The sequence below is a fragment of the Undibacterium sp. Ji83W genome (genome assembly GCF_049340385.1).
Classification (GTDB): domain Bacteria; phylum Pseudomonadota; class Gammaproteobacteria; order Burkholderiales; family Burkholderiaceae_D; genus Undibacterium.
Window position 1 is genome coordinate 67,887 of record NZ_JBMPOZ010000003.1, and the last position, 24,477, is coordinate 92,363.

A 24,477-nucleotide genomic window follows, 5' to 3' on the forward strand; every position below is an offset into this window, starting at 1 on the left:
CTTACATCGAAAATCGCGCTGACTACCGCTCAACACCGTTCAACACAAATCAGGCAGGAAGTGCTTCCGTGTCGATTGAGGCCAGGCGATTTTCTATCATTGCGCAATAGTCGGGATTTAATTCAAATCCGACAAAATCACGCCCGCAACGTTTGGCAGCTACGGCGGTGGTGCCACTGCCCATGAAGGGATCGAGTACAACACCGCCGGGTGGGCAGGAAGCCTTGATCATGCGCTCGATGATTTCGAGCGGTTTTTGGGTAGGATGTTCTTCGCGTTCGGCATGCTCTCTGTGCAGGCGCGAAACACTCCAGACATCCTTGGGATTGAATCCCATTTCCAGCCACTTCGCACCCTCAAAAATCTTGCGGCTGCGGGCTTTCTTGGTGGCTGCATCATACGGGATGCGTATTGCATCCAGGTCAAAATAATAATCCTTGGCTTTGACAAAAAAGCCTATCGTGTCATGCACCGATGAATACTTCCGTACGGTACCACCCATAGAGGGCACCCGTCTGTCCCAGATAATTTCATTCATCATGCTCATGCGTTGCTTGAGCATGACAAAGACTTCTGGCGAATAACGCCAGGTCAGGAAGATATACAGGCTGCCATTCGCCTTCAGCTTGGGCAGCGCCAGGTCTATCCACTGCGCCATCCATTCCAGATAGTCAGCCGACTCCATCTTGTCTGACTCGTTGCCATAATCCTTACCCAGACCATACGGTGGGTCAGCCAGCAATAAATCGATGCTGGCATCAGGCAGACGCGCCAGACCTTGCAGCGCGTCTTCACAAAAAACCTGATTACGCCATTCGGCCATCATATGCAGGTATTCATGGCAACCAGCGATTTCGCTTTCATGACTTGAGCCGCAATTCTGCACTGCGCGCGTGGGCCTGCAAGCCCTCGCCATACGCCAGTTCAGCGGCTACTTTACCGAGAGTCTGTGCACCCTGTTCACTGACGAAAATCATCGATGAGCGTTTCTGGAAATCGTAGACACCTAACGGTGAAGAAAAACGCGCCGTGCGTGAAGTTGGCAAGACATGGTTGGGGCCAGCACAATAATCACCCAGGGATTCAGATGAATAGCGACCAAGGAACATGGCACCGGCATGGCGTATCTTGTCTGCCCATTGCTGAGGATTTTCTGCAGAAATTTCCAGATGTTCAGCTGCGATACTATTCGCAATTTCACAGGCCTCATCCATATCGCGCACCTTGATGAGTGCACCACGATTGGCCAGTGAAGTGCGTATCACTTCATGTCTGGGCATGTCTGGCAGCAGCTTGATGATGCTGGCTTGCACGGCTTCGATATAAGCTTCATCCGGGCACAACAGAATGGATTGCGCCAGCTCGTCATGCTCAGCTTGCGAAAACAAATCCATGGCAACCCAGTCCGGGTCTGTCGTGCCATCGCACAAGACCAGAATCTCGGAAGGGCCAGCGATCATGTCTATGCCAACCACACCAAATACACGACGCTTGGCAGCAGCCACATAGGCATTGCCTGGGCCAACGATCTTATCGACCGCAGGTATCGTTGCCGTACCATAGGCCAGGGCACCAACAGCCTGGGCACCACCGATAGTGAAGACGCGGTCAACACCGGCAATAGCAGCCGCTGCTAATACCAGGGGATTTTTTACGCCGTCTGGCGTAGGCACCACCATGATGATTTCTTTGACGCCAGCCACCTTGGCGGGTATCGCATTCATCAATACTGAAGATGGATAAGCGGCCTTGCCACCCGGTACGTAGATACCAACGCGATCCAGGGGCGTGACTTTTTGGCCGAGTACGGTGCCATCAGTTTCGGTATAGCTGAAACCGGCAGAGCCACATTCTGCTTTTTGAATTTCGTGGTAGGCGCGTACGCGCGCTGCGGCGGTTTCCAGTGCGCTGCGGCGTTCAGCATTCAGGGATGCCAGTGCGGCCTGCATTTCTTCTTGCGTCAATTCCAGTGCTGCGACGCTGCTGGCATTCAGGCGATCGAAACGATTGGTCGCTTCCAGCACGGCAGTGTCGCCATTGGCTTTGACGCTGGCCAGTATCTGCGCAGCGGCGCGGTCTATCGCTTCATCTTCGCTGGCTTCAAAGGCCAGCAGTGAAGTCAGTTTCCTGGAAAAATCTGCCTCTGTCGTATCAAGCCGGGTAATCAGGGATGCCATGCTTTTCTCTTCATTAATTATGCGTTGGCCTATGCGTCGGCCTTGGAGGCGCGATCAAATGCTTCCAGTATCGGTTGCAAGCGTTCACGCTTCAATTTCAGTGCGGCCTGGTTAACGACGAGGCGCGAAGAAATTTCCATGATGTGCTCAACTTCCACCAGATTATTCGCACGCAAGGTGCTGCCGGTGCTGACCAGATCGACGATTGCATCTGACAAACCAACCAGTGGTGCCAGTTCCATCGAGCCATACAGTTTGATCAAATCGACGTGCACACCCTTGGCGGCAAAATGCTGGCGCGCAGTTTCTGTGTACTTGGTCGCAACCCGCAAACGCGCCCCCTGGCGCACGGCGTTTTCATAATCAAAACCCACTGATACGGCAACCGACATGCGACATTTGGCAATGTTCAAATCGATAGGCTGGTACAGACCAGCACCACCATGTTCATGCAAGACATCCTTGCCGGCCACGCCAAAATCAGCCGCGCCATATTGCACATAGGTAGGCACGTCAGATGCGCGCACGATGATGACGCGCACATCAGGATCATTGGTCGCCAAAATCAGTTTGCGCGATTTCTCTGGATCTTCGGTCACGCGTATGCCTGCTGCTTCCAGCAAAGGCAGGGTTTCTTCAAAGATGCGGCCTTTGGACAAGGCCAGTGTCAGTTGCGAGGTGACAGAAGTGCGTGTAGGAGCAGACATTATTTGACTCGCTGTATCTGTGCACCGACTGCGGAGAGTTTGACTTCCATGCGGTCATAGCCGCGGTCAAGGTGATAGATGCGGTCGATCAGGGTTTCACCCTCGGCTACCATGGCTGCAATCACCAGCGAAGCGGATGCACGTAGATCAGTTGCCATGACTGGTGCGCCGACGAGCTTGTCTACACCATTGACGATCGCAGTGTGGCCATCAATTTCTATCTTCGCACCCAGGCGGTTCATTTCCTGCACATGCATGAAGCGGTTTTCAAATATCGTTTCAGTGACGATGCTGGTACCCTGGGCAATACAGTCCAGTGCCATGAATTGCGCCTGCATGTCGGTCGGGAAGCCAGGATATTCGGTAGTGCGGAAACCAACAGCCTTGGGGCGGCCACTCATTTGTGCACGTATCCAGTCCGGGCCTGTGGTCAGTATCACGCCTGCTTCACGCAATTTATCGAGTGCGACATCGAGGATGTCACTGCGCGTGTTTTTCAGGGTGATGTCGCCACCGGTGGCAGCTACTGCACACAGGAAGGTTGCGGTTTCTATGCGGTCAGCGATGACGGTATGCGTAGCGCCGTGCAGGCTCTCTACACCCTGGATGACCAGGCGATCTGTGCCTATGCCTTCTATCTTCGCACCCATGGCCACCAGCAGGTTGGCCAGGTCAGTGACTTCCGGCTCACGTGCAGCATTTTCCAGTACAGTTTCACCTTCAGCGAGCGTCGCTGCCATCAGCAAATTCTCGGTGCCTGTGACAGTAATCATGTCCGTGACTATGCGTGCGCCCTTGAGTTTCTTGGCTTTGGCGTGGATATAACCTGCTTCAATATTGATCTCGGCACCCATGGCTTGCAAGCCTTTGATGTGCTGATCAACGGGGCGGGAACCTATCGCGCAACCGCCTGGCAAAGATACTTTCGCTTCACCAAAACGAGCCAGCAATGGACCAAGCACGAGTATCGATGCGCGCATGGTTTTCACCAGGTCATACGGTGCTTCCAGCTTGTCTATGGCTGCACCATTGAGTACGGTCACACCATTTTCCTGCGTGACTTGCAAACCCATCTGGCGCAGCAATTTCAGCATGGTGCTAACGTCTTGCAGCGAAGGTACGTTATGCAATTCAACGTTACCCGACGTCAGCAAGCCTGCACACAAGATAGGCAGTGCGGCATTTTTTGCGCCGGAAATAGTGATGTCACCATTCAGGCGATTGCCGCCTGTGATCAATAATTTATCCATTATGCAGCGTACTCTTCAGGCGTCAGGGTTTTCATGGAAAGGGCATGTATTTCTTCACGCATGCGATCACCCAGCACGGCGTAAACGATCTGGTGACGCTGTATCGGGCGCTTGCCGGCAAAAGCGGCAGACACGATCACTGCTGTGAAATGCTGGCCGTCGCCTTCGACTTCCAGGTGCGTACATTCCAGTCCGGCTGCAATGTAATTTTTAATTTGTTCGGGCGTAGGAAACACGGCTAACTCTCTTGATCAAAATGGTGAAGCAATTGTTGTACTGCGTATTGTTTTTTACTTGATACTTATTCTGTGTCTCACTCAGTGGCGTACTTAGTGTCTTACTCAGTGGCGTACTCAGTGTCTTAATTTATATCCACGTTTCAACATCTGGATGGCAATCGTCGCCAGCAATAATGAAAACACGGAAACGATCATCAGGCTATGCAAAGGATCAACATCGGACTTGCCGAAGAAACCAAAGCGGAAGCCATCTATCATGTAGAAAAACGGATTGAAACGCGAAATACTTTGCCAGACGCCAGGCAGGGAATGGATGGAATAAAACACGCCTGACAGGAAGGTGGCAGGCATGATCAAAAAGTTTTGGAAGGCTGCAAGCTGGTCAAATTTTTCTGCCCAGATACCGGCAATCAAACCCATGGTGCCCAACATGGCAGCACCAAGGAAAGCGAAAATCGCTATCCACCATGGTGCGACAAAATGCAGGTCAGCAAACCAGGCTGTCACGATGAAAACACCAGCGCCAACAGCGACACCGCGCAAAATCGCCGCCAGTACATAGGCACTGAAAATTTCCCAGTGCGACAGTGGTGGCAACAAGATGAAGACCAGGTTGCCGGTGATCTTGGATTGGATCAGTGAAGAAGATGAATTTGCAAACGCATTTTGCAAGACACTCATCATCACCAGGCCAGGCACCAGAAAGGCCGTGTATTTGACGCCGGGATAAACCTGGACATGATCTTCCAGCACATGACCAAAAATCAGCAAATACAGGATGGCTGTCATGATGGGCGCAGTAATGGTTTGCGTCGCCACTTTCCAGAAGCGCAAGACCTCTTTGTAGAACAGGGTATTAAAACCCGTCATGCTGCTCATTTGGAACCCTCCATGATTTGCAGGAAGACATCTTCCAGATCAGCTTGCAGTAAATGCATATCTTCTATGACACAACCGTCGGCACGGAAAGCCGCCAGCATTCCTTCTACTTGATTGTAATCAGTCACGCGCAAGGCAAACTGACGCGGGTCTGCCTGAATTTCATGGCTGATGACTTTGTCGCGCAAGCTGGCTGGCAAAGTCACTACACCACTGGCAGCCAAAGTCACACGTAATTGTGAGCCGGAGATGCGCTTGATCAGATTGGCCGTGCTGTCCAGGGCCACGACCTTGCCCAGTTTCAGCATGGCGATGCGGTTGCACAAAGCTTGTGCCTCTTCCAGATAATGCGTGGTCAAAACGACAGTATGGCCTTCACGGTTCAGGCGGGCGATGAATTGCCACAGGGTCTGGCGCAATTCAACGTCTACACCGGCAGTCGGTTCATCCAGCACGATAACGGGCGGTTTATGCACCAGTGCCTGCGCAACCAGCACACGGCGCTTCATGCCACCGGACAAGGCACGCATATTGACATCTGCCTTATTGGTCAGGTCGAGGTTTTCCATGACCTCGTCTATCCACTTGTCGTTATTTTTCAGGCCGAAATAGCCGGATTGCATGCGCAGGGTTTCACGCACAGTGAAGAAGGGATCAAACACCAGTTCTTGCGGCACAACACCGAGCTTCTTGCGGGCATTGCGATAGTCGGTCACCACATCATGGCCTTGCACGGTGATATTACCGGCATCGGCGCGGTTCAAGCCTGCCAAAATGGAAATAAGTGTGGTCTTGCCTGCACCATTTGGCCCCAGCAAACCGAAAAACTCCCCCTCTTCTATCGTGAGTGAGACACCACCCAGTGCTTGTAGCGACTGGTAGCGTTTTTGTATGTTGCTAATTTGTATGGCTGCCATCTGGCGTGTTTGCACTTAGTGCTCATCAGGGAATTAAGAACCGGTAACCCGGTTTCCAACCACTTAAGTGGCGAAACCTTTGATTATAGGGGATTTTCGGGATTTGATCTGAAATGGCATGCTGGTATTGTCACCATGCATGCCTTTCAGGAAATGAAACTCAGGATGCGATCAATGTCGCTCTGGTGTATGAAGCTGGAATTGCTCGTTGAGACCGTATAGTGCCAATAAACTCAGCAAGCTGGCAGAATAACCACTGAACTGCAGTTGCACGCCATTCTGGATGGCCTGACGTTGCCAGGCTATCATGACTGCCACAGCACTTGAGTCAATTTTAGTCAGAGCCGACAAGTCGAACTCTGACTGTCCTGCAGCAATGGCCGACAAACCCGCAGTTACCACTGCGTTGGCATTATCGTGACAAAGCTCGCCTGTTACAGTATACACAATACGTTCCCGGATTTATTTTGCTGCACTCTTTGCCGCACTGGAGGCAGCCAGCTTCTTGTTCTTTTCAGCCAGCGTCTTGATCAGGCCATCAATACCGGATTTGCTGATTTCAGCAGAAAAGCTGCCTTTATAGGTTTCCACCAACCAGGCACCCAATACATTGATGTCAAAAATCTTCCAGCCACTTGCCAATTTTTCCAGGCGATAGTTCAAAACAACTGGCTCGCCACGTGTCTGTATGATCTGCGTACGCACTTCCACTTCAGTATCGGAAGCTTCGGCACGCATAGGCTTGAACTCCACACGTTGATCCTTGATCTGGGAAATTGCGCCAGAGTAGGTGAATACCAGCAAAGTACGGAATTCATTAGTCAATTGTTTTTGCTGGTCTGGCGTGGCCTCTTTCCAGCTTTTGCCGGCAGCCAGTGAAGTCATGCGTGGAAAGTCGATGTATGGCAGTATCTTGTTTGACACCATGTCATACACTTTCTTTTGATTACCAGCCTGGATATCCTTGTCATTTTTTGCTGCATCCAGGATTTCCTCGCTCAGGCGTTTGACCAGGACATCAGGTGCTTCCTGTGCCTGGGCAGCACCACTGGCCAGGCCAGTGATGAGTAAGCTTGCAAATAGCAAATTAAAAAAATTTGTCAGAGTTCGTTTCATTTTATTATTCCTGTTCCTGTTTTGCGGCAAATGCCGCACATGAGCAGTTAACTTGTCAGCAGCCTCAGCGGTTGACCCAGTTCACTACGTCTTCATCAATTCTTACAATTACCAACAACAATCAGTCCGCATCATCCGGATTAACTTGCCCCGCACGGCGTTGCAGATAGGCATCGCGGAAGAATACATATTTATCAAGCGCCGCTTCTTCCAGCAGGCTACCGGCATCCAGTACAGATGCACGCTTGTCCACCAGACGCACTACCGAGCCTATGTTTTTGATATACATGGGGCGCTTGTAATACCACAAATCACCCCGCATATCGATAGGAGTAGCCAGGGCATCACGCACTGTCGACGGACCTAATACCGGCAAGACCAGATAAGGGCCAGATTTGACACCCCAGCGCCCCAGCGTCTGGCCAAAATCTTCATTATGCTTGGGCATGCCCGCAGCCGAACCTATGTCGATCAAACCACCTATACCTATGGTGGTATTGACTGCAAACCGCATAACATCAGTGGCACTGTCATTGACACGGCCCTGCAGCAGATTGTTGACTGCATTCCAAACATCACCAATATTGCTGAAAAAGTTACCTATACCAGTCTGCACAAAACCTGGTGTAGCAGCGCGGTAAGCCTGTGCCACTGGCTTGACTACCGCTGTATCCACAGTGTCGTTAAAGCTGAACATGGCACGGTTAAAACCCTCCAGTGGATCGCGCGGGTTTTTGCCTATATTGGTCTTGGTGCTCAATACATCAAGAGTCTGGTCAGCCTTGTCCTTGATTTTTTCTACTGACACTGTGCTGCAACCAGTCAGCAAAACGCTGGCCAGCAGTAGCAACATGCCTAACATCCTGCCAGAGGCAGGAAACTTGTCTGTTCTTGTCATTTTTTCTCTTCCGTATTACCGTCTGCTGCTTTGCTGAACAGGAACTGACTGATCAGGCTTTCCAGCACGATGGCATCCTGGGTAAATGTAATTCTGTCGCCAGCAACCAGCAATTTTTCATCGCTGCCTGCGGTCAAACCTATATATTGTTCACCAAGCAAACCTGCAGTCAGGATCTTGATGGACGAATTTTTTGGGAATTTGTAACGCTTTTCCAACTCCATGACGACAGTTGCCTGATAAGTTTTATCGTCAAATTTGATTTCACTGATGCGCCCTACCACTACACCTGCGCTTTTTACTGCGGCTCTTGGCTTGAGGCCGCCGATATTGTCGAAGCGCCCAGTGACAGTATACGTCTGCTCAAAGGACAGAGAGCTTAAATTGCCCGCCTTGAGTGCCAGAAACAACAGCGCAGCAGCACCCAGCAACACAAACAGGCCCACCCAAAAGTCGAGAGATTTTTTTTGCATTTTTCTTTTCCACCAATTCTTACGATTTCTTGCGATTTTGCCAAACACTCTGCCTCATTGCAGGTTTTAACAAATAATTCAGTTGTACTGCCAAATGTACTGCCCGCACAGCTCAAAGTACAGATCATGCCGTGCCAAGCTTATTGAAACATTAACGCCGTCAACAGGAAATCCAGCCACAGCACAAGCAATGAAGATATGACCACAGTCCTGGTCGTAGCACGCGCTACTCCTTCAGGCGTAGGCTGCGCTTCATAACCCTGGAATAATGCAACAAAGCTTACTGCGAAACCAAAGACGATGCTTTTAACTACGCCGTTACCAATATCCTGAAATACTGCAACGCCTGCCTGCATTTGCGACCAAAAGGCTCCGTTATCGACACCGATCAGTTTCACGCCAACAATATAACCACCAATAATGCCCATGGCATTAAAGATGGAAGTCAGTATCGGCAAGGCGATGATCCCAGCCAGAAAACGCGGTGCCAGCACCCTTTGGATAGGGTTGACTGCCATCATTTCCATTGCAGCCAATTGCTCGCCCGCTTTCATCAAGCCTATCTCTGCGGTCAGCGATGTGCCCGCACGACCAGCAAACAGCAAGGCTGTCACCACCGGGCCCAGTTCACGCACCAGCGAAAGGGCGACCAAAAGACCCAGCGCCTCTTCAGAACCGTAGCGGTTCAGGGTGTAATAACCCTGATAGGCAAGCACGAAACCGACAAACAGTCCCGATACGGCAATAATCAACATCGAATAATTGCCGATGAAATGGATCTGGTCTGTGACCAGACGCGGCCTGCGCCACAAACCACCACAATTCACCAGTATCGAAAAAAAACTGCGGGCCGCATAGCCCACATCATCCATAGTCGATCTGACAACGCCACCAATTTTTTCTATCATGCGCGCTTCTCCAAACCCAGATCCGTTTGCAGGGATGCACCGGGATAATGGAAAGGCACGGGTCCATCTGCCTCTGCATGCACAAACTGTTTTACGTACGGATCTTCTGACACCCGCATTTCTTCTGGCGTGCCTTGCGCAACAATTTTGCCCTTGGACAGGAAGTAGATATAGTCGGCTATGGCAAAGGTTTCATTCACATCATGCGACACCAGGATGGAGGTAGACCCTAAAGCATCATTCAAGTTCCGTATCAAATTGGCAGCAACGCCCATGGAGATAGGGTCCAGACCGGCAAAGGGCTCGTCATACATGATCAATTCAGGGTCCAGCGCCACGGCGCGAGCCAGTGCAACACGCCTGGCCATGCCGCCTGATATTTCAGCAGGCATCAAACTGGCCGCATTACGCAAGCCAACTGCCTGCAATTTCAGCAAGACCAGGTCACGTATCATGGCTTCACTGAGATCAGTATGTTCGCGCATGGGGAAGGCCACATTATCAAAGACATTCAAGTCAGTGAACAAGGCGCCATGCTGGAACAGCATGCCCATTTTCCTGCGGATGGCATATAAGCCCTGGGTATCAAGCTCACTAACCTCTTGACCATTGACCTTGATACTGCCACGTTGCGCGCGGATTTGTCCGCCTATCAGACGCAAGATCGTCGTCTTACCCGAACCTGATCCACCCATGACGGCAATCAGTTTGCCGCGTGGGAAATCCATACGGAGTTCAGACAAGATGGTCCTGTCTCCATAACCAAACTGGATATCGCGAATTTCTACAAGATTTGGCACAGCAATGGGGGAGATAGTTTTATAAAAACTAGATTGTAATGCAGAAAGGCAAAGAGGGTTGTACAGACAACTATAATAAAAAAACAAGTAATTGATGAATATTCAGAATATTACCGCTATTTCACGCAAAACACGATAAATGCTTATTTTTCCAAATTTAATTCAAATGAGGGGCATGAAAATAATTTTTATTAATGAACGAAAAGTCAGTTATTCACAAAATCCCTGATTAAAATAGCTTTACCTGACTGATTTGTCTGAGATTTTACTCACAGTGGCAAATCAGCCAGGGCCTTACTACAGAACAAATTTCCTGAAGGCTTAACGCGGCAAAACAGAATCGCCCATCAAGAAGGCATCCACTTCACGCGCACATTGACGCCCTTCGCGTATTGCCCACACGACCAGTGATTGACCACGGCGCATATCACCTGCGGCATAGACCTTGTCGACATTGGTTTTATAGCAACCTGCACCATCCGTGGTTGCCCTGGCATTGCCGCGTGCATCTTTATCGACACCGAAAGCATCCAGCACTTGTTGTACTGGCGACACAAAGCCCATGGCCAGCAAGACCAGGTCTGCCTTCATTTCAAACTCAGAATCCGGCACTTCCTGCATTTTGCCGTCTTTCCATTCCACGCGGCAGGCGATCAGCTTTTCTACCTTGCCAGCCTTGCCTTCGAGGCGCTTGGTCGCTACTGCCCAGTCACGGTCACAACCTTCTTCATGCGAAGAAGAGGTGCGCAGTTTGGTGGGCCAGTAAGGCCAGACCATGGGTTTGTTTTCTTGCTCAGGCGGCTGTGGCATGAGTTCAAACTGGGCTACCGATTTGGCGCCATGGCGATTGGAAGTACCAACGCAATCAGAACCGGTATCGCCACCACCGATGACAACGACATGCTTGCCACTGGCCATGATCTGGTCCTTGACCTTGTCACCGGCATTGACCTTGTTTTGCAGGGGCAAGAAGTCCATGGCGAAATGCACGCCTTTGAGTTCACGGCCAGGCACGGGCAAGTCACGCGGTGTTTCTGCACCACCAGCAATGATAACGGCATCGAAGTCTTTTTGCAGTTGTTCTGGCGAGATGGTTTCCTTGGCCCAGTTGGTCACTGTTGCCGGGAAATCCTTGCCGACGAATACGCCAGTACGGAAAGTCACGCCCTCAGCCACCATCTGGTCTACCCGGCGGTCGATGTGGGATTTTTCCATTTTGAAATCAGGAATACCATAACGCAGCAAACCACCGACGCGGTCATTTTTTTCAAATACAGTCACGTCATGGCCTACACGCGCCAGTTGCTGGGCTGCTGCCATGCCTGCAGGGCCTGAGCCAACCACGGCGATTTTCTTGCCCGTTTTGACGGAAGGAACTTGCGGCACGACCCAGCCATTTTCCCAGCCTTTGTCGATGATGAAATGTTCTATCGACTTGATACCGACGGCATCGCTATTGATACCCAGGGTACAGGCAGATTCGCAAGGCGCAGGACAAATGCGACCGGTAAATTCCGGGAAGTTATTGGTGGAATGCAGGGTGTCGAGCGCCAGTTTGTAATTGCCGTTGAAGACAAGATCATTCCAGTCAGGAATGATGTTGTTTACTGGGCAGCCGTTATTACAGAAAGGGATGCCACAATCCATACAGCGTGCGGCCTGTACTTTGGCCTGGCCATCATCCAGATGCACCAAAAATTCCTTGTAATGCTTTTTGCGTGACTGCGGTGCTTCGCTTGCTTCTTGCAAACGCTGGTATTCCATGAAGCCGGTAACTTTACCCATTTTCTAACCTCAATATCGTTGCGGGCATATGCCCTGTCTGAATTTCAAATAAGCTGAAATAAGCTGAATAAGCTAAATAGTCTGGAGATCACAGGAGGGCGCGACCGCAGCATGGCTGTGGCACGCTCACTCAACTATGCCGGGACTTTTTCCTTTTTCGCTGCGAGCTGTTTTGCTGCATACATTTCACCCAAGGCGCGCTTGTATTCGGTAGGGAATACCTTGACGAACTTGGCACGACTACGGGCCCAGTCGTCCAGCAAGTTGCGGGCGCGGGTACTGCCTGTGTGTTTGAAATGACGCTCTATCAGATTGCGCAAGATGGCTTCATCCGTCTCGCCATCACCGCCACGCAGGCGGCTGTGCCAGATCGACTTATCCAGGGTTGCCACTTGTACGTCACCAGCCAATACCGGCTCCAGTGTCACCATGGACATATTGCACTTGGCCTCGAATTCGCCTTCCGGGTCATACACATAAGCGATACCACCCGACATACCGGCAGCAAAGTTACGGCCAGTGTTACCCAGTACGATGACGGTACCACCTGTCATGTATTCACAGCCATGATCACCAGTGCCTTCGATGACAGTCAGTGCACCAGAATTACGCACGGCGAAACGTTCGCCAGCAACACCATTGATAAAAGCCTCACCAGAAATCGCACCGTACAGGACAGTGTTACCACAGATGATGTTATCGACAGCCCAGCCGCGGAATTCTGTATTTGGGCGGATGATGATGCGGCCACCAGACAAACCTTTGCCGACATAATCATTACCTTCGCCCACCAGGTCCAGCGTCACGCCATGCGCCAGGAAGGCACCGGCAGACTGACCAGCCGTACCTTGCAACTGTATGTGGATAGTGTCATCCGGCAAACCAGCGTGACCATATCTTTTCGCCACTTCACCAGACAACATTGTGCCTACAGTGCGGTTCAGGTTTTTGATCGGTGATATGAAGGATACTTTTTCACCAGTTTCCAGGGCGATTTTTGCCTGGGCGATCAGTTTGTTATCGAGCGCTTTTTCCAGACCATGATCTTGCACATCAACATGGCGTATCGCTGCACCTTCGGCCAGTTCTGGCTGATAGAAGATGCGGCTGAAATCCAGCCCCTTGGCTTTCCAGTGCGATACTGCCTTGGATTTATCCAGCAAATCAACACGGCCTATCAAATCGTCATAAGTGCGTATGCCCAGCTGTGCCATGATCTGACGCAACTCTTCTGCAACAAAGAAGAAGTAATTAACGACATATTCAGGCTTGCCAGAGAACTTGGCACGCAAGACCGGGTCTTGTGTTGCCACACCTACCGGGCAAGTATTCAGATGGCATTTGCGCATCATGATGCAACCTTCTACCACCAGCGGCGCTGTGGCAAAACCGATTTCATCGGCACCGAGCATGGCGGCAATCGCGACGTCGCGACCTGTTTTCATCTGACCATCAGCCTGTACACGCACACGGCCACGCAAACCATTCAAGACCAGGGTTTGCTGGGTTTCAGACAAGCCCAGTTCCCACGGTGTACCAGCATGCTTGATGGAAGACAAAGGTGAGGCACCTGTACCACCATCATGACCAGCGATGACCACGTGATCAGCCTTGGCCTTGGAAACACCAGCAGCTACCGTACCAACACCGACTTCAGAAACCAGCTTGACCGAGATAGAGGCCTTTGGATTGGCGTTTTTCAAGTCATGGATCAACTGCGCCAGATCTTCAATCGAATAAATATCATGATGCGGTGGAGGCGAAATCAAACCCACGCCAGGTACCGAGAAACGCAGTTTAGCGATGTATTCAGATACCTTATGGCCCGGCAATTGACCACCCTCGCCCGGCTTGGCACCTTGCGCCATCTTGATTTGTATCTGATCAGCAGAACTCAGGTATTCTGCGGTGACACCAAAACGGCCAGATGCCACCTGCTTGATTTTAGAACGCAGGGAATCGCCGTCCTGCAAAGGAATATCAACTTCAATTTGATCTTTACCTACTACAGAAGCCAGGGTCTGGCCTTGCTTGATAGGGATGCCTTTCAATTCTTGCTGATAACGTGCAGGATCTTCGCCGCCTTCACCAGTGTTTGATTTACCGCCTATGCGGTTCATGGCGATCGCCAGGGTTGCATGCGCCTCTGTGCTGATGGAACCCAGGGACATCGCGCCAGTCGCGAAGCGCTTGACGATTTCCTTGGCTGGTTCTACCTGGTCCAGCGGGATGGCTTTACTAGGATCTATCTTGAACTCAAACAAGCCACGCAAGGTCATATGACGCTTGCTTTGGTCATTGATGATCTGTGCATATTCTTTATACGAATTGTAGTTATTCGCACGAGTAGAATGCTGCAGCTTGGCAATCGCATCCGGTGTCCACATATGGTCTTCACCACGGACGCGGAAGGCGTATTCACCACCGGCGTCCAGTGCATTTTCCAATACTGGATCATTACCAAAAGCGCCTTTGTGCAAGCGCAAGGCTTCTTCTGCGACTTCAAATACGCCTATGCCTTCCACATTCGAAGCCGTGCCCTTGAAGTATTTGTCGACCAGGGATTTGTTGAGGCCCACGGCTTCAAAAATCTGCGCGCCGCAGTAAGACATATAGGTAGAGATACCCATCTTGGACATGACTTTCATCAAGCCCTTACCTATTGCCTTGGTGTAGTTATAAACCGCTTTTTCTGCTGACAATTCACCCGACAAATCTTTTGCCATATCGGCCAAGGTTTGCATTGCCAGGTAAGGATGGACAGCTTCTGCGCCATAACCCGCCAGCAGGGCAAAGTGATGGGTTTCGCGGGCAGAGCCAGTCTCGACTACCAGACCAGTAGTGGTACGCAAACCCTTGCTGACCAGATGCTGATGCACGGTAGATGTTGCCAGCAAAGCCGGGATGGCGACATAGTGCTCGTCCATCTTGCGGTCAGTGATGATCATGATGTTGTGACCAGATTTGACCGCGTCGACGACTTCTGCACAGATCGATGCCAGGCGCGCTTCGATACCATCCTTGCCCCATGCAACCGGATAGCAAATATCCAGTTCATAGGACTTGAACTTGCCACCCGTGTTGGCACTGATATTGCGCAGTTTGGCGATGTCAGCAAAATCCAGTATCGGTTGCGCCACTTCCAGACGCATGGGCGGGTTGATGTTATTGGTGTCCAGCAAATTCGGCTTCGGGCCGATGAAGGATACCAGCGACATCACCATCGCTTCGCGGATGGGGTCGATAGGTGGATTGGTGACCTGCGCAAACAATTGCTTGAAGTAGTTATACAAGGGCTTGAGCTTGTTCGACATCACAGCCAATGAAGAATCATTACCCATGGAGCCGATTGCTTCTTCACCTGCCAGCGCCATCGGTGCCATCAGGAATTTCAAGTCTTCCTGGGTGTAGCCAAAGGCCTGCTGTCTATCCAGCAAGGTAGCTGAGTAAACAGTCTTGTCTTCTGCTGCCTTCAATTCATTGAGCTTGATACGTACTGATTTAATCCATTGCTTGTATGGCTTGGCGTTAGCGTAGGTATCCTTGATTTCCTTGTCATCAATGATGCGACCAGCTTCCAGGTCGATAAGGAACATCTTGCCCGGTTGCAGACGCCACTTCTTGATGATCTTGGATTCTGGAATGGGCAAAACGCCAGATTCAGACGCCATGACGACCAGGTCATCATCGGTAACGATATAACGGGCAGGACGCAAGCCATTACGATCCAGCGTACCACCAATCTGCCGGCCATCGGTAAAGGCCATGGCGGCCGGGCCGTCCCATGGTTCCATCATGGCGGCGTGGTATTCATAGAAGGCGCGACGGTTTTCATCCATCATGGTGTGATTTTCCCAGGCTTCCGGGATCATCATCATCATCGCCTGCGCGATTGGGTAACCGGCCATGACCAGCAGTTCCAGCGCATTGTCGAAACTTGCGGTATCTGACTGACCTTCAAAAATCAGCGGATACAGTTTTTGCAAATCGTCGCCAAGTACGGCCGATTTCATGACGCCTTCACGGGCGCGCATCCAGTTGAAATTACCTTTGACGGTGTTGATTTCACCATTATGCGCAATCATGCGATAAGGGTGAGCCAGCGGCCATTCAGGGAAGGTATTGGTAGAGAAACGCTGATGCACCAGTGCAAGTGCAGAGACGCAACGTTCGTCCTGCAAATCCTGGTAATACACACCGACCTGATCAGCCAGCAGCAAGCCTTTGTAGACGATGGTACGAGCAGACATGGATGGCACAAAGTATTCTTTGCCATGCAAGAGATTCAGGGCTTCAATCGCATGCACTGCCGATTTGCGGATTACATACAGTTTGCGTTCCAGCGCGTCTGTCACCATGATGTCAGGGCCGCGACCGATGAAAATCTGGCGTATGACCGGCTCTTTTTCACGCACGGTAGGCGACATGGGCATATCGCGATCCACCGGCACATCACGCCAGCCCAGTACAACCTGGCCTTCAGCGCGCACGGCACGTTCTATTTCTTGTTCACAGGCCAGGCGGGATGCATGTTCCTTGGGCAGGAAGATCATGCCTACACCATATTCACCGGGTGGCGGCAAGGCGATGCCCTGCTTGGCCATTTCTTCACGGTAGTACTGGTCAGGAATCTGGATCAGGATACCGGCACCATCACCCATCAAGGCATCGGCACCGACCGCGCCCCTGTGGTCAAGATTTTTCAAAATCAACAAACCCTGATCGACGATGGCATGCGTCTTCTTGCCTTTGATATGGGCAACAAAACCTACGCCACAGGCGTCATGTTCATTGGATGGGTCGTATAAACCTTGAGCGTGCATAGTGGATCTCCGGAGGACAATTTCAATATCAGGACTTACGTGAAACAGCTGTCGGCATGAATAGCTCTTTTGGCTATTCAGCAATTTTGCTGGCTGCGGATGGCAGCTTGATGACTTTAGTTTGAAGGGTGATCAAACCGTGCTGGCCATGCTTCCGGGTAAGGGCATGGCGCTACGCTGGACAAATGTGCCATGCATTCTTTGATTGTGAATGCGCCGGCACGACAGTTTGGCGTAAATCCTGTCAGGACAAGACAGAGAATAGTGCAGTGCAAAATATTGCGCAACTGATTTAATTAGGGTCGGTGTCAATTTAAAATAATCATATTCTCATGAATATTTAAATAGGGACACAGTAAATGCAGCCGTGTTTGCTGAGTTTCCGGCGTGCATATCAGGATTTCCAGGCATGGAAGCAGCCTGCAGGACCGCTCACGTAAAAGAAAAAATCAGGCGCTTTCCTGGACTTTGCGGGGGCGGCCACGCTTGACCGGCTCTACCCGTCTCTCGGTCAGCTTGCTCATTTCTATCTTGAATTTAGCCGAGCCCAGCATCCAGGCCTTGGTCGTGGCCTGGGTAATTTCACTGATTTGTGTGTTGGACAAGCCCTGCTCCAGACTTTGCTTGTAGGCAGCTTCTCGCTGGAAAGGTGTATTACCCAATGCCCAGTAACAACTATGATCGGTAATCAGGGGGTCGATATGCAGGCCTACATGATGCCGGTAACTGGACCAGGTGTAATCGAGCAAATCCTGCACCAGACCGGCACGCAAAGGATTGCTTTCCATATAAATACTGCAAGGGATGAAGTAATTGGCTGACTCAATGACGGTCGCACGGTAACGTCCCTGCCACAGGGTGCCGGTACGCTGGTATTTGCGGTTGAAATAAGGGACATAGTGACGGCCCAGCCACTGCATCATCTTGCCCAGGCCTGGTTCATCGCCGGGTGTCAGTAGCAGGTGCAGGTGATCTGGCATCAATACGTAGGCATGGATGGCAACGTCAAACAGCTTGGCAGCTTGCTTGAGCCAGTCCAGAAAGCTGCTGTAATCCTCGGCATCCTGGAAAATCACCGCACCGGCATTGCCACGCTGGATAACATGATGTTGCTGATGCGGGATAACGAGTCGGGCTAATCTGGCCATGGGTATGCGGGCAATCCAAAAGAGTCTGGATTGTGCTTGGCATCAGTCAGTCTTGTCAAAACTTATCTGAGCAGGCGATATCCGCCATACCGGACTGATTCATTGACAGGAGCTTTGACACAGATGACAGGCCAGGAAGTAAGCCTGAAGGGCAGCCCTGAGCAGTTTACTTATATGTACGGAGCCCCCCGCCATGCCTCGCTCTGCGAGGGCATGGACAAGCTATAGGCTTACATGGGGGCTGTTGCCGCTTCAACTTTCCGGTGTGACCGGAAAGTTCGCCATCACACAGCGATCAGGCCGCGATGAGTTCTTGAACCGGGCTTTTCAAGCGGAAAGCTTTGAGTGCACGAGATGCATCCGGCACTGCGACGATTTCTGGTGTACCAGTCATCAATTCAGAAATACGGCTTTTCAGGGCTTTTGCCTGTGTTGCCAGATTGAAATGCGCAGGACGTTGAGTCTGAACTATGCTCCAACGCGCTACAGGCGCATGGCCACTACCGTCCAGCAAGGATTTTTCACGCAGCCAGTTCTCGAAGGAACGGGTAGTCATGTTGCTTTCTATCCAGATCAAATGATCGGCAGTCATTTTCTTGCTGTTGTCCGAAGGGCGAACCAGTATTTCGTAAATCATTTTCTGACTCCTTAAAGGGAAACTTTGCTTAAGGAAAGGTGTCAGCAAAGATTCTTTAGTCCAAAAACGCACCGGTTGACGATTCAGTTGACATGATAAGTTACAAAAGTGAGAAATTTTTTTATATTTTTTATAAAAACACAACAAATTAAACGAAATTTGGGCAAAAATGCCCAAATTATTGTATTTATTTCAGCTTTTTGTTACAAATTGATTGGAACTATTTCGCACTCATGGAAACTATTTAATACGAGATGCTTCCAGCACGAAGCTCAATTTGCCAAAACGGGCACTGACTTCGTCAAATTTCTTTTGTTTCTGCGCATCTGTGAGGCTAGGATTGTTCAAATTATCACGCAAAAGGCTAAACAATGTTAAATCTGCGATAGGTTTCAACTGAGCATCGGTAGAGCGCTGAAAACCGGACAAATTCAAGATGTCTTTCAACACGACAGCCGCCTGCTTTTGCTTGCCATAATTGATAAAGAAATCTTCCACTCGGGTTTTCAGCGCAGGCGACATATCCTTGCGATACAAAATAGGATCATTCGGTATCAAAGGCGACGTCCAGATAACACGCACCTTACTGAATTGATCTGGCGCTTCTTTCTTCAACCTGCCCATCTCTTCACTATTAAAAGTGGCAACATCGACCTCGCCACGCAAAATTGCAGATAAATTAGTCTGATGATTACCAACAATGACTTTCTTGAACAGTTTTGCCGGATCTATCTTGTTCTTGGAAAACAGGTAATAAGCAGGAACCAGATAGCCAGATGTCGATTTTTTATCGCCATCAGCAAAAATGTACGTCCCAGGCTTGGCTGAGACCTGATCAAAGCTGGTCAACGCACTTTTGCTGGAGGCAATCAGGACAGAGTTATAGCCGCGTGAGCCATCGCTTTTTACCATCTGTGCAAACACGGTAGCCTTGCCATCTTCCACCGCATCCAGCGCAACTTTGCTGCTCAACCAGGCGATTTGTATTTTGTTTTCTTTCAAGCCAGCAACGATATCGCTGTAATTGGAAGAAATGGCGGCTGTCACTTCTGTGCCCGTGCTTTTTGCCAGGTCATCGAGCAAAGGCTGCCAGCGCTTACGGGTATCTTCTATACTGGTAGTGGCGATCAGGCCTACGGTGATTTTTTCTGCGGCATGCGCAAGAGACATGAACATACTGCTGACTAGCAGTATCAGGGTGAAACTTTTTTTAAACATAAAACCTCAATAGAAAATGCAAATACCCAAAGCACGGCAGTGCTTGTGACCAGTCAAACATGTATGCGGTAGCAGACAAACAAGCGACGTCAGTGACGTGCTTTGGGACAGGAATGGGGGGACGGTGATTGGATGCGCACTGATTAATTTTTGTGCATCAATTGCCTGCCATTATAGCATTAGATGAATTTGAGCAACCAATTCCCTTAAAGCAAGAAATGTTTTAGAGTTAATTCACCAGACACTTGGCTATGGAATTCGCTTATTACCCCATGTTACGCCGTGCTTTTTACTCACTGTCCTTAGCCTGGCCTAGTCGCTTTTTGGCAGCGGTGTGACAGAAAAGCGAAAACTGGTCACAGAGTTAAACACTTGCCCTGGATTAAGCACAGTCGAGGGAAAATTCGCGTGATTCGGGCTGTCGGGCAAGTGCTGGGTTTCGAAGGCAAAGCCGTCATGGCGCTGATAGGCTGAGGCTTCGCGGCCGTCAAAGCCATTGCCACTATTGAACTGTACCGAGGGTTCTGTGGTGCAGATATCCATTTGCCGGCCAGATACAGTTTCAGTGATGTGCGCAACGGCCCGCAAGGACTGATCCCAATTGGCAAACAGCAGGCTGTGATCATAAGCAGCTGGCTGCCCCAGCAAGGCATCGCCTTGTTCAAGGCGACGTGTGATGGCGGTGGGTTGGCGTAAATCCAGCACGCTGCCATCCACCGGTAAAATACGTCCTGTGGGTATGCGTTTATTGTCGGTCTCAGTATAACGATCAGCAGGGATTTGAAACAGATGCGTATTCAAACCTCTGCTGCCAGCGCCTGCCAGATTGAAGTAGGCGTGATTGGTCAGGTTGATGACCGTCGCGTTATCACTGACGGCACGGTATTCAATATTGAATGCATTGCGCGTCTTGTACAGGCGATAAGTAACCGTCACCTGCATTTCACCCGGGAAGCCCTGATCACCGTCAGGGCTGAGCAAATTAAAATGCGAGCCCAGGCTATCGTTCTCTTCAAAATCCTGGCGCGACCACACCCGCTTGTCAAAGCCTTGCGGGTCGCCATGCAGGGCAACTCCTTTTTCATTGGCAGGCAAATGATAAGTTTGTCCGCTCAATGCAAATTCAGCTTTGCCTATGCGTCCAGCATAGCGCCCTATGATGGACGCATGCCTGTGCCTGGTAGCTAAATAAGCTGACAGGTCAGGTAACCTGAGCACAATATTGGCCAGCTTGCCATCGCGGTCTGGCACTTCGATAGTGGTCATTGTCGCGCCATAATCCAGGTAGCAAACCCGCATGTGCGTGTCGTTTTGCAGGCAATGTTCCTGCACCACCTGACCAGTAGCTGTCTTGCCCCAATCGCTATCTTGGCTGTGAGCAGCGAGCGCGGCCGCGTTAATGCACGCCATACACGTCAGAATGACGAGTCTTACTATGTGAGCTAACGGCAACTGGAATCCGGCTGGCTGCCACGCGTGATGCCAAGATTGGCAAAATAGACGTAATCATCCTTGTCCTGATTCAGCATCGCGTGATGCTTGCGGTAGATGCCCCATTTCGGTCGCATGTGGTCTGCCCCTGTACGCCATAATTGCAGGCCCGCGCTGTCGATTTCCAATACGGACTTATCGTCCTGGCCGCGCATACTCAACTGATAATGTCCGGCAGAATTTGAGAATGTGATCTGCTCACGCACGTCTATCCATTGCCCCTGTATCTGCGACAAGGCCACCGTGCCGAGTACATGATAAACACCGCCCTCGTTTTTCAGGTCATCAATTTGCCGCACTTCCATACGGCCACTCGCCAATGGCGTAAAAGTGATCAGCGGCGGCTCCGCATAGCGGCCACCATAGGCCTTGATCTGGTGGATATGTGTAAACGAGGGCGAAAACTTCATGCCTGCATCAATCTTGAAACGCCAGCTATACACAAAGCTGTTATTTTCACGCGCCTTGAAGGCCTGGTGCATACCCATCAGACTGGGGGCAATCTTGATCTCGGTGCGGGAACGGTCGCTCCCCTCAGCCACGGTTTTGCCATCCAGATTAACGTCGGTAGGATCTATCGCCAGCACTGCAAAATAGGCTGACACCACATCGTCGCCCCCTTCAGTAATATGCGGCCTGGCTGACGCGTAGTGCGTATCACTCGGCGCCTCTACCGCACCCTTGCCAAAAACATTTTCTATACGCGCATAAGTATCCGTGCCACCCGGCTTTTGCGCATTCAGGCACAAGGTATTGCCGGTTACGCCAGAAGTCGCATCAGCGGCAAAAGCATGAATAGCAGGCATGGCAAAACCAGTAAGCAGACTCCCAGATAAAATGAGTAAGCGCATAAGCCTGCCTCAGTCCTGGTATTGCGGCCCGGCCACGACAAATGGCCCACCCTGATAGGTACTGGTCTTATCGTCAGCATCAGGCCAACTCGCAGTCAGCGGAAAGCGTCCGGCGAACTCGCTTGAGCTATCCTTGGGGGTAAACCCGAGGTGGGCTGCCTTGCTGTTATCCCACCATTTCGCCGGATTATCCGATACGCCAAAGACAATACTATGGCCCACCTTGGGCGTGAACAATGCCGCCTTGATCAGGCCCAGCAAATCATCGTAACTAAGATAAGTCACCATCATGCGGGTATTTCTGGGTTCAGGAAAAGACGAGCCTATGCGCAGGCATACCGTCTCTATGCCAAAGCGGTCATAGTAATAACGTGACAGCGCTTCGCCATAAGATTTGCTGAGGCCATAAAAACCGTCTGGCCGTAGCGGACTGTCCGCATTCACTTTCTCTGTCGTAGGGTAGAAACCAACAACATGGCTGGAGCTGGCATAAATAACGCGTTTGATGCCCAGCTTGTGTACCGCTTCATACAAATGATACATGCCCAGGATATTGGCCTGCATGATGGGTTCAAACTTGTCTTCGACAGAGATGCCGCCAAAGTGCAGCACGGCATCGACATCTTTCAGCAATTCAAACACCCCTGCCCTGTCAGCCAGGTCGCAGGTCTGCGCCTCTTCGCCAGGCACCAGGTTTTCTATATCGACGATATCGCTGAGTCTGAGTATTTTTGTCCACGGTTTCAGGCGCTCACGCAAAACCCGGCCCAGGCCACCGGCTGCACCCGTCAAGAGCAGGCGATTAAAAGGCTTTTCACTGGATTGCTCACTAAATTGTTCAGTCATCATCATTTTTGATTTTAGGTTGGTGTCGGCCCTGATTTGCTCAAGTTGCTTAAAAAGGGCAAATCAGACTTTTAGTTAAACGTTTAACTAAGTATATAGAATTTTTTGCCGGGGTCAAATATTTCCTTTGCATGTTAAAAAAACCACCACCTGCCTTGAAGAATGATGCATCTGGCAGACAAGCCCACAATGGCATTGATGCCTGCCTGCCAGTTTGTACGGTAAGATGCACGCTGAATTGAGCTGGCGGTTAAACGCTTACAGTCACACCGTCTGAGATACTTTTATACGCGATGAAGAAAAAACCACCGACCATACGTGATGTCGCCGCTGAAGCGGGCGTCTCTACTGCCACCATATCCAAATTCATCAATGGTACACAGCGTTTTTCTTCTACCGTAGAAGCCAGGATCACAGCGGTCATTGACAGTCTTGGCTACCGTTCCAACCCACTGGCGCAATCCATGATCACCGGGCGTACCAAATCCATAGGCCTGTCGATACTGGATGTCAGCAATCCCCATTTCACCAGCATCGTCAAAGGGGCCAACCGCATCGCCATCGAACATGGTTACACGCTGCTGCTGGTCGATACCGAAGAAAACCTGGGTCGTGAAAAACCGCTGATAGAAGCATTGAGCCGCCGTGTCGATGGCATGATACTTTTTTCACGCATGAGTGAAGCCGACCTGAGCTGGACCGAGCAACTGGAAAAACCACTGGTATTCTTTGGCCGCCTGAGCCAGCTCAGTTCCCCCTGTGTCAGTAGTGATGACCACAAGGGTGCCTACATGCTGGCGCAACACCTGCTGACCCTCGGACACAAGCGCATTGCCTATATGGGTTTCAATAAATCCCGCCGCGATGAAGAACGTTTTGGCGGCCTGCAGGAATGCCTGGGCGAGCATCAACTGACAGCAGAAATTTATAATGTCAATTCGCCTTCCGCCCAAGAGGGCGAGCGCCTTTGCTCATCCATCATGCTGGGCAAACAGCGTCCCGATGCCGTGGTTTGCTATAACGATTTAATGGCACTGGGCTTCATGAAAGAAGCACAAAACCTGGGCTTCGATATTCCCCGGGATGTTTCCATCGCCGGTTTTGACAATATCCAGTATGGCCGCTACACCTCGCCTGCACTGACCTCAGTCGATTTACAGAGTGAAGAAATGGGGGTTGCTGCCATGCGCACGTTGATCAGCATCATCAATGGCGAGACCGCCAAAGGCCTGACCACCATAGAGCCGCAATTGATTTTGCGCTCTTCTGTCATGAACAGAAAATAATCCTGCTCTTGCGTTGAACAGCATTGAC

22 protein-coding genes are annotated in these 24,477 nt (G+C 50.7%); 1 reads left to right on the plus strand and 21 read right to left on the minus strand.

What is annotated here, in order from left to right; translation table 11 throughout:
• Positions 1 to 49 precede the first annotated feature (49 nt).
• The 21 genes from ACO0LD_RS07120 to ACO0LD_RS07220 form a co-directional block, all read right to left on the minus strand.
• On the minus strand, positions 50 to 823 hold the full coding sequence (locus tag ACO0LD_RS07120; protein ID WP_423005887.1) for a DNA-methyltransferase: 774 nt from the start codon (positions 821 to 823) through the stop codon (positions 50 to 52).
• A 37-nt stretch (positions 824 to 860) separates the two neighbouring features.
• Positions 861 to 2,177: a histidinol dehydrogenase gene (gene hisD / locus ACO0LD_RS07125; RefSeq protein WP_423005160.1), complete on the minus strand. Its 1,317-nt coding sequence runs from the start codon at positions 2,175 to 2,177 to the stop codon at positions 861 to 863.
• 29 nt (positions 2,178 to 2,206) lie between these two features.
• Positions 2,207 to 2,884: an ATP phosphoribosyltransferase gene (gene hisG / locus ACO0LD_RS07130; protein WP_423005162.1), complete on the minus strand. Its 678-nt coding sequence runs from the start codon at positions 2,882 to 2,884 to the stop codon at positions 2,207 to 2,209.
• Positions 2,884 to 4,134 (minus strand): UDP-N-acetylglucosamine 1-carboxyvinyltransferase, encoded by a 1,251-nt coding sequence (murA, locus tag ACO0LD_RS07135; protein ID WP_423005164.1) that lies wholly within the window; start codon positions 4,132 to 4,134, stop codon positions 2,884 to 2,886. The genes hisG and murA overlap by 1 nt, the downstream gene beginning before the upstream one ends.
• On the minus strand, positions 4,134 to 4,370 hold the full coding sequence (locus ACO0LD_RS07140) for a BolA family protein (protein WP_110256495.1): 237 nt from the start codon (positions 4,368 to 4,370) through the stop codon (positions 4,134 to 4,136). The genes murA and ACO0LD_RS07140 overlap by 1 nt, the downstream gene beginning before the upstream one ends.
• Before the next feature lie 117 nt (positions 4,371 to 4,487).
• On the minus strand, positions 4,488 to 5,243 hold the full coding sequence (locus ACO0LD_RS07145) for an ABC transporter permease (RefSeq protein ID WP_423005889.1): 756 nt from the start codon (positions 5,241 to 5,243) through the stop codon (positions 4,488 to 4,490).
• A 5-nt stretch (positions 5,244 to 5,248) separates the two neighbouring features.
• Entirely contained in the window at positions 5,249 to 6,169 is a 921-nt protein-coding gene (locus ACO0LD_RS07150) for an ABC transporter ATP-binding protein (RefSeq protein ID WP_423005891.1), read from the minus strand.
• Positions 6,170 to 6,340: 171 nt separating this feature from the next.
• On the minus strand, positions 6,341 to 6,616 hold the full coding sequence (locus tag ACO0LD_RS07155) for an STAS domain-containing protein (protein WP_423005166.1): 276 nt from the start codon (positions 6,614 to 6,616) through the stop codon (positions 6,341 to 6,343).
• 15 nt (positions 6,617 to 6,631) lie between these two features.
• Positions 6,632 to 7,285, minus strand: a complete 654-nt coding sequence (locus tag ACO0LD_RS07160) for an MlaC/ttg2D family ABC transporter substrate-binding protein (protein ID WP_423005168.1) — start codon at positions 7,283 to 7,285, stop codon at positions 6,632 to 6,634.
• Positions 7,286 to 7,406: 121 nt separating this feature from the next.
• On the minus strand, positions 7,407 to 8,183 hold the full coding sequence (locus ACO0LD_RS07165) for an MlaA family lipoprotein (RefSeq protein ID WP_423005170.1): 777 nt from the start codon (positions 8,181 to 8,183) through the stop codon (positions 7,407 to 7,409).
• Positions 8,180 to 8,656 (minus strand): outer membrane lipid asymmetry maintenance protein MlaD, encoded by a 477-nt coding sequence (gene mlaD, locus ACO0LD_RS07170; protein WP_423005172.1) that lies wholly within the window; start codon positions 8,654 to 8,656, stop codon positions 8,180 to 8,182. The genes ACO0LD_RS07165 and mlaD overlap by 4 nt, the downstream gene beginning before the upstream one ends.
• 140 nt (positions 8,657 to 8,796) lie before the next feature.
• Entirely contained in the window at positions 8,797 to 9,564 is a 768-nt protein-coding gene (mlaE, locus tag ACO0LD_RS07175; RefSeq protein ID WP_423005174.1) for a lipid asymmetry maintenance ABC transporter permease subunit MlaE, read from the minus strand.
• Entirely contained in the window at positions 9,561 to 10,364 is an 804-nt protein-coding gene (locus tag ACO0LD_RS07180; protein WP_423005176.1) for an ABC transporter ATP-binding protein, read from the minus strand. The genes mlaE and ACO0LD_RS07180 overlap by 4 nt, the downstream gene beginning before the upstream one ends.
• A 321-nt stretch (positions 10,365 to 10,685) precedes the next feature.
• Positions 10,686 to 12,149 carry a glutamate synthase subunit beta gene (locus ACO0LD_RS07185; protein ID WP_423005178.1) on the minus strand — a complete coding sequence of 488 codons (1,464 nt, stop codon included), beginning with the start codon at positions 12,147 to 12,149 and terminating at the stop codon, positions 10,686 to 10,688.
• A 134-nt stretch (positions 12,150 to 12,283) separates the two neighbouring features.
• Positions 12,284 to 16,972 (minus strand): glutamate synthase-related protein, encoded by a 4,689-nt coding sequence (locus ACO0LD_RS07190; RefSeq protein ID WP_423005180.1) that lies wholly within the window; start codon positions 16,970 to 16,972, stop codon positions 12,284 to 12,286.
• A 449-nt stretch (positions 16,973 to 17,421) separates the two neighbouring features.
• Entirely contained in the window at positions 17,422 to 18,120 is a 699-nt protein-coding gene (locus ACO0LD_RS07195) for a transposase (protein WP_423005182.1), read from the minus strand.
• Between the two features lie 295 nt (positions 18,121 to 18,415).
• Positions 18,416 to 18,757, minus strand: a complete 342-nt coding sequence (locus ACO0LD_RS07200; RefSeq protein WP_423005184.1) for a hypothetical protein — start codon at positions 18,755 to 18,757, stop codon at positions 18,416 to 18,418.
• A gap of 240 nt (positions 18,758 to 18,997) precedes the next feature.
• Positions 18,998 to 19,975, minus strand: a complete 978-nt coding sequence (gene phnD / locus ACO0LD_RS07205; RefSeq protein ID WP_423005186.1) for a phosphate/phosphite/phosphonate ABC transporter substrate-binding protein — start codon at positions 19,973 to 19,975, stop codon at positions 18,998 to 19,000.
• Between the two features lie 312 nt (positions 19,976 to 20,287).
• Positions 20,288 to 21,385 carry an aldose epimerase family protein gene (locus ACO0LD_RS07210; protein ID WP_423005188.1) on the minus strand — a complete coding sequence of 366 codons (1,098 nt, stop codon included), beginning with the start codon at positions 21,383 to 21,385 and terminating at the stop codon, positions 20,288 to 20,290.
• Between the two features lie 32 nt (positions 21,386 to 21,417).
• Positions 21,418 to 22,272: a heparin lyase I family protein gene (locus tag ACO0LD_RS07215; protein ID WP_423005190.1), complete on the minus strand. Its 855-nt coding sequence runs from the start codon at positions 22,270 to 22,272 to the stop codon at positions 21,418 to 21,420.
• A gap of 54 nt (positions 22,273 to 22,326) precedes the next feature.
• Positions 22,327 to 23,166 (minus strand): NAD-dependent epimerase/dehydratase family protein, encoded by an 840-nt coding sequence (locus tag ACO0LD_RS07220; RefSeq protein WP_423005893.1) that lies wholly within the window; start codon positions 23,164 to 23,166, stop codon positions 22,327 to 22,329.
• Between the two features lie 290 nt (positions 23,167 to 23,456).
• Here ACO0LD_RS07220 and ACO0LD_RS07225 point away from each other — a divergent pair, with 290 nt between their 5' ends.
• A complete protein-coding gene (locus ACO0LD_RS07225; protein WP_423005192.1) occupies positions 23,457 to 24,449 on the plus strand; it encodes a LacI family DNA-binding transcriptional regulator in 993 nt (330 codons plus the stop codon).
• Positions 24,450 to 24,477 lie beyond the last annotated feature (28 nt).

Bases quoted from the DNA above. Each gene is read 5' to 3' on its own strand.
- phnD (WP_423005186.1), bottom strand. From the start codon at position 19,975: ATGTTTAAAAAAAGTTTCACCCTGATACTGCTAGTCAGCAGTATGTTC.
- ACO0LD_RS07185 (WP_423005178.1), bottom strand. From the start codon at position 12,149: ATGGGTAAAGTTACCGGCTTCATGGAATACCAGCGTTTGCAAGAAGCA.
- ACO0LD_RS07200 (WP_423005184.1), bottom strand. From the start codon at position 18,757: ATGATTTACGAAATACTGGTTCGCCCTTCGGACAACAGCAAGAAAATG.
- ACO0LD_RS07220 (WP_423005893.1), bottom strand. From the start codon at position 23,166: ATGATGACTGAACAATTTAGTGAGCAATCCAGTGAAAAGCCTTTTAAT.
- ACO0LD_RS07160 (WP_423005168.1), bottom strand. From the start codon at position 7,285: ATGAAACGAACTCTGACAAATTTTTTTAATTTGCTATTTGCAAGCTTA.
- murA (WP_423005164.1), bottom strand. From the start codon at position 4,134: ATGGATAAATTATTGATCACAGGCGGCAATCGCCTGAATGGTGACATC.
- ACO0LD_RS07150 (WP_423005891.1), bottom strand. From the start codon at position 6,169: ATGGCAGCCATACAAATTAGCAACATACAAAAACGCTACCAGTCGCTA.
- ACO0LD_RS07145 (WP_423005889.1), bottom strand. From the start codon at position 5,243: ATGACGGGTTTTAATACCCTGTTCTACAAAGAGGTCTTGCGCTTCTGG.
- mlaD (WP_423005172.1), bottom strand. From the start codon at position 8,656: ATGCAAAAAAAATCTCTCGACTTTTGGGTGGGCCTGTTTGTGTTGCTG.
- mlaE (WP_423005174.1), bottom strand. From the start codon at position 9,564: ATGATAGAAAAAATTGGTGGCGTTGTCAGATCGACTATGGATGATGTG.
- hisG (WP_423005162.1), bottom strand. From the start codon at position 2,884: ATGTCTGCTCCTACACGCACTTCTGTCACCTCGCAACTGACACTGGCC.
- ACO0LD_RS07120 (WP_423005887.1), bottom strand. From the start codon at position 823: ATGGCCGAATGGCGTAATCAGGTTTTTTGTGAAGACGCGCTGCAAGGT.
- ACO0LD_RS07195 (WP_423005182.1), bottom strand. From the start codon at position 18,120: ATGGCCAGATTAGCCCGACTCGTTATCCCGCATCAGCAACATCATGTT.
- hisD (WP_423005160.1), bottom strand. From the start codon at position 2,177: ATGGCATCCCTGATTACCCGGCTTGATACGACAGAGGCAGATTTTTCC.
- ACO0LD_RS07215 (WP_423005190.1), bottom strand. From the start codon at position 22,272: ATGCCTGCTATTCATGCTTTTGCCGCTGATGCGACTTCTGGCGTAACC.
- ACO0LD_RS07190 (WP_423005180.1), bottom strand. From the start codon at position 16,972: ATGCACGCTCAAGGTTTATACGACCCATCCAATGAACATGACGCCTGT.
- ACO0LD_RS07165 (WP_423005170.1), bottom strand. From the start codon at position 8,183: ATGACAAGAACAGACAAGTTTCCTGCCTCTGGCAGGATGTTAGGCATG.
- ACO0LD_RS07210 (WP_423005188.1), bottom strand. From the start codon at position 21,385: ATGGCGTGCATTAACGCGGCCGCGCTCGCTGCTCACAGCCAAGATAGC.
- ACO0LD_RS07225 (WP_423005192.1), top strand. From the start codon at position 23,457: ATGAAGAAAAAACCACCGACCATACGTGATGTCGCCGCTGAAGCGGGC.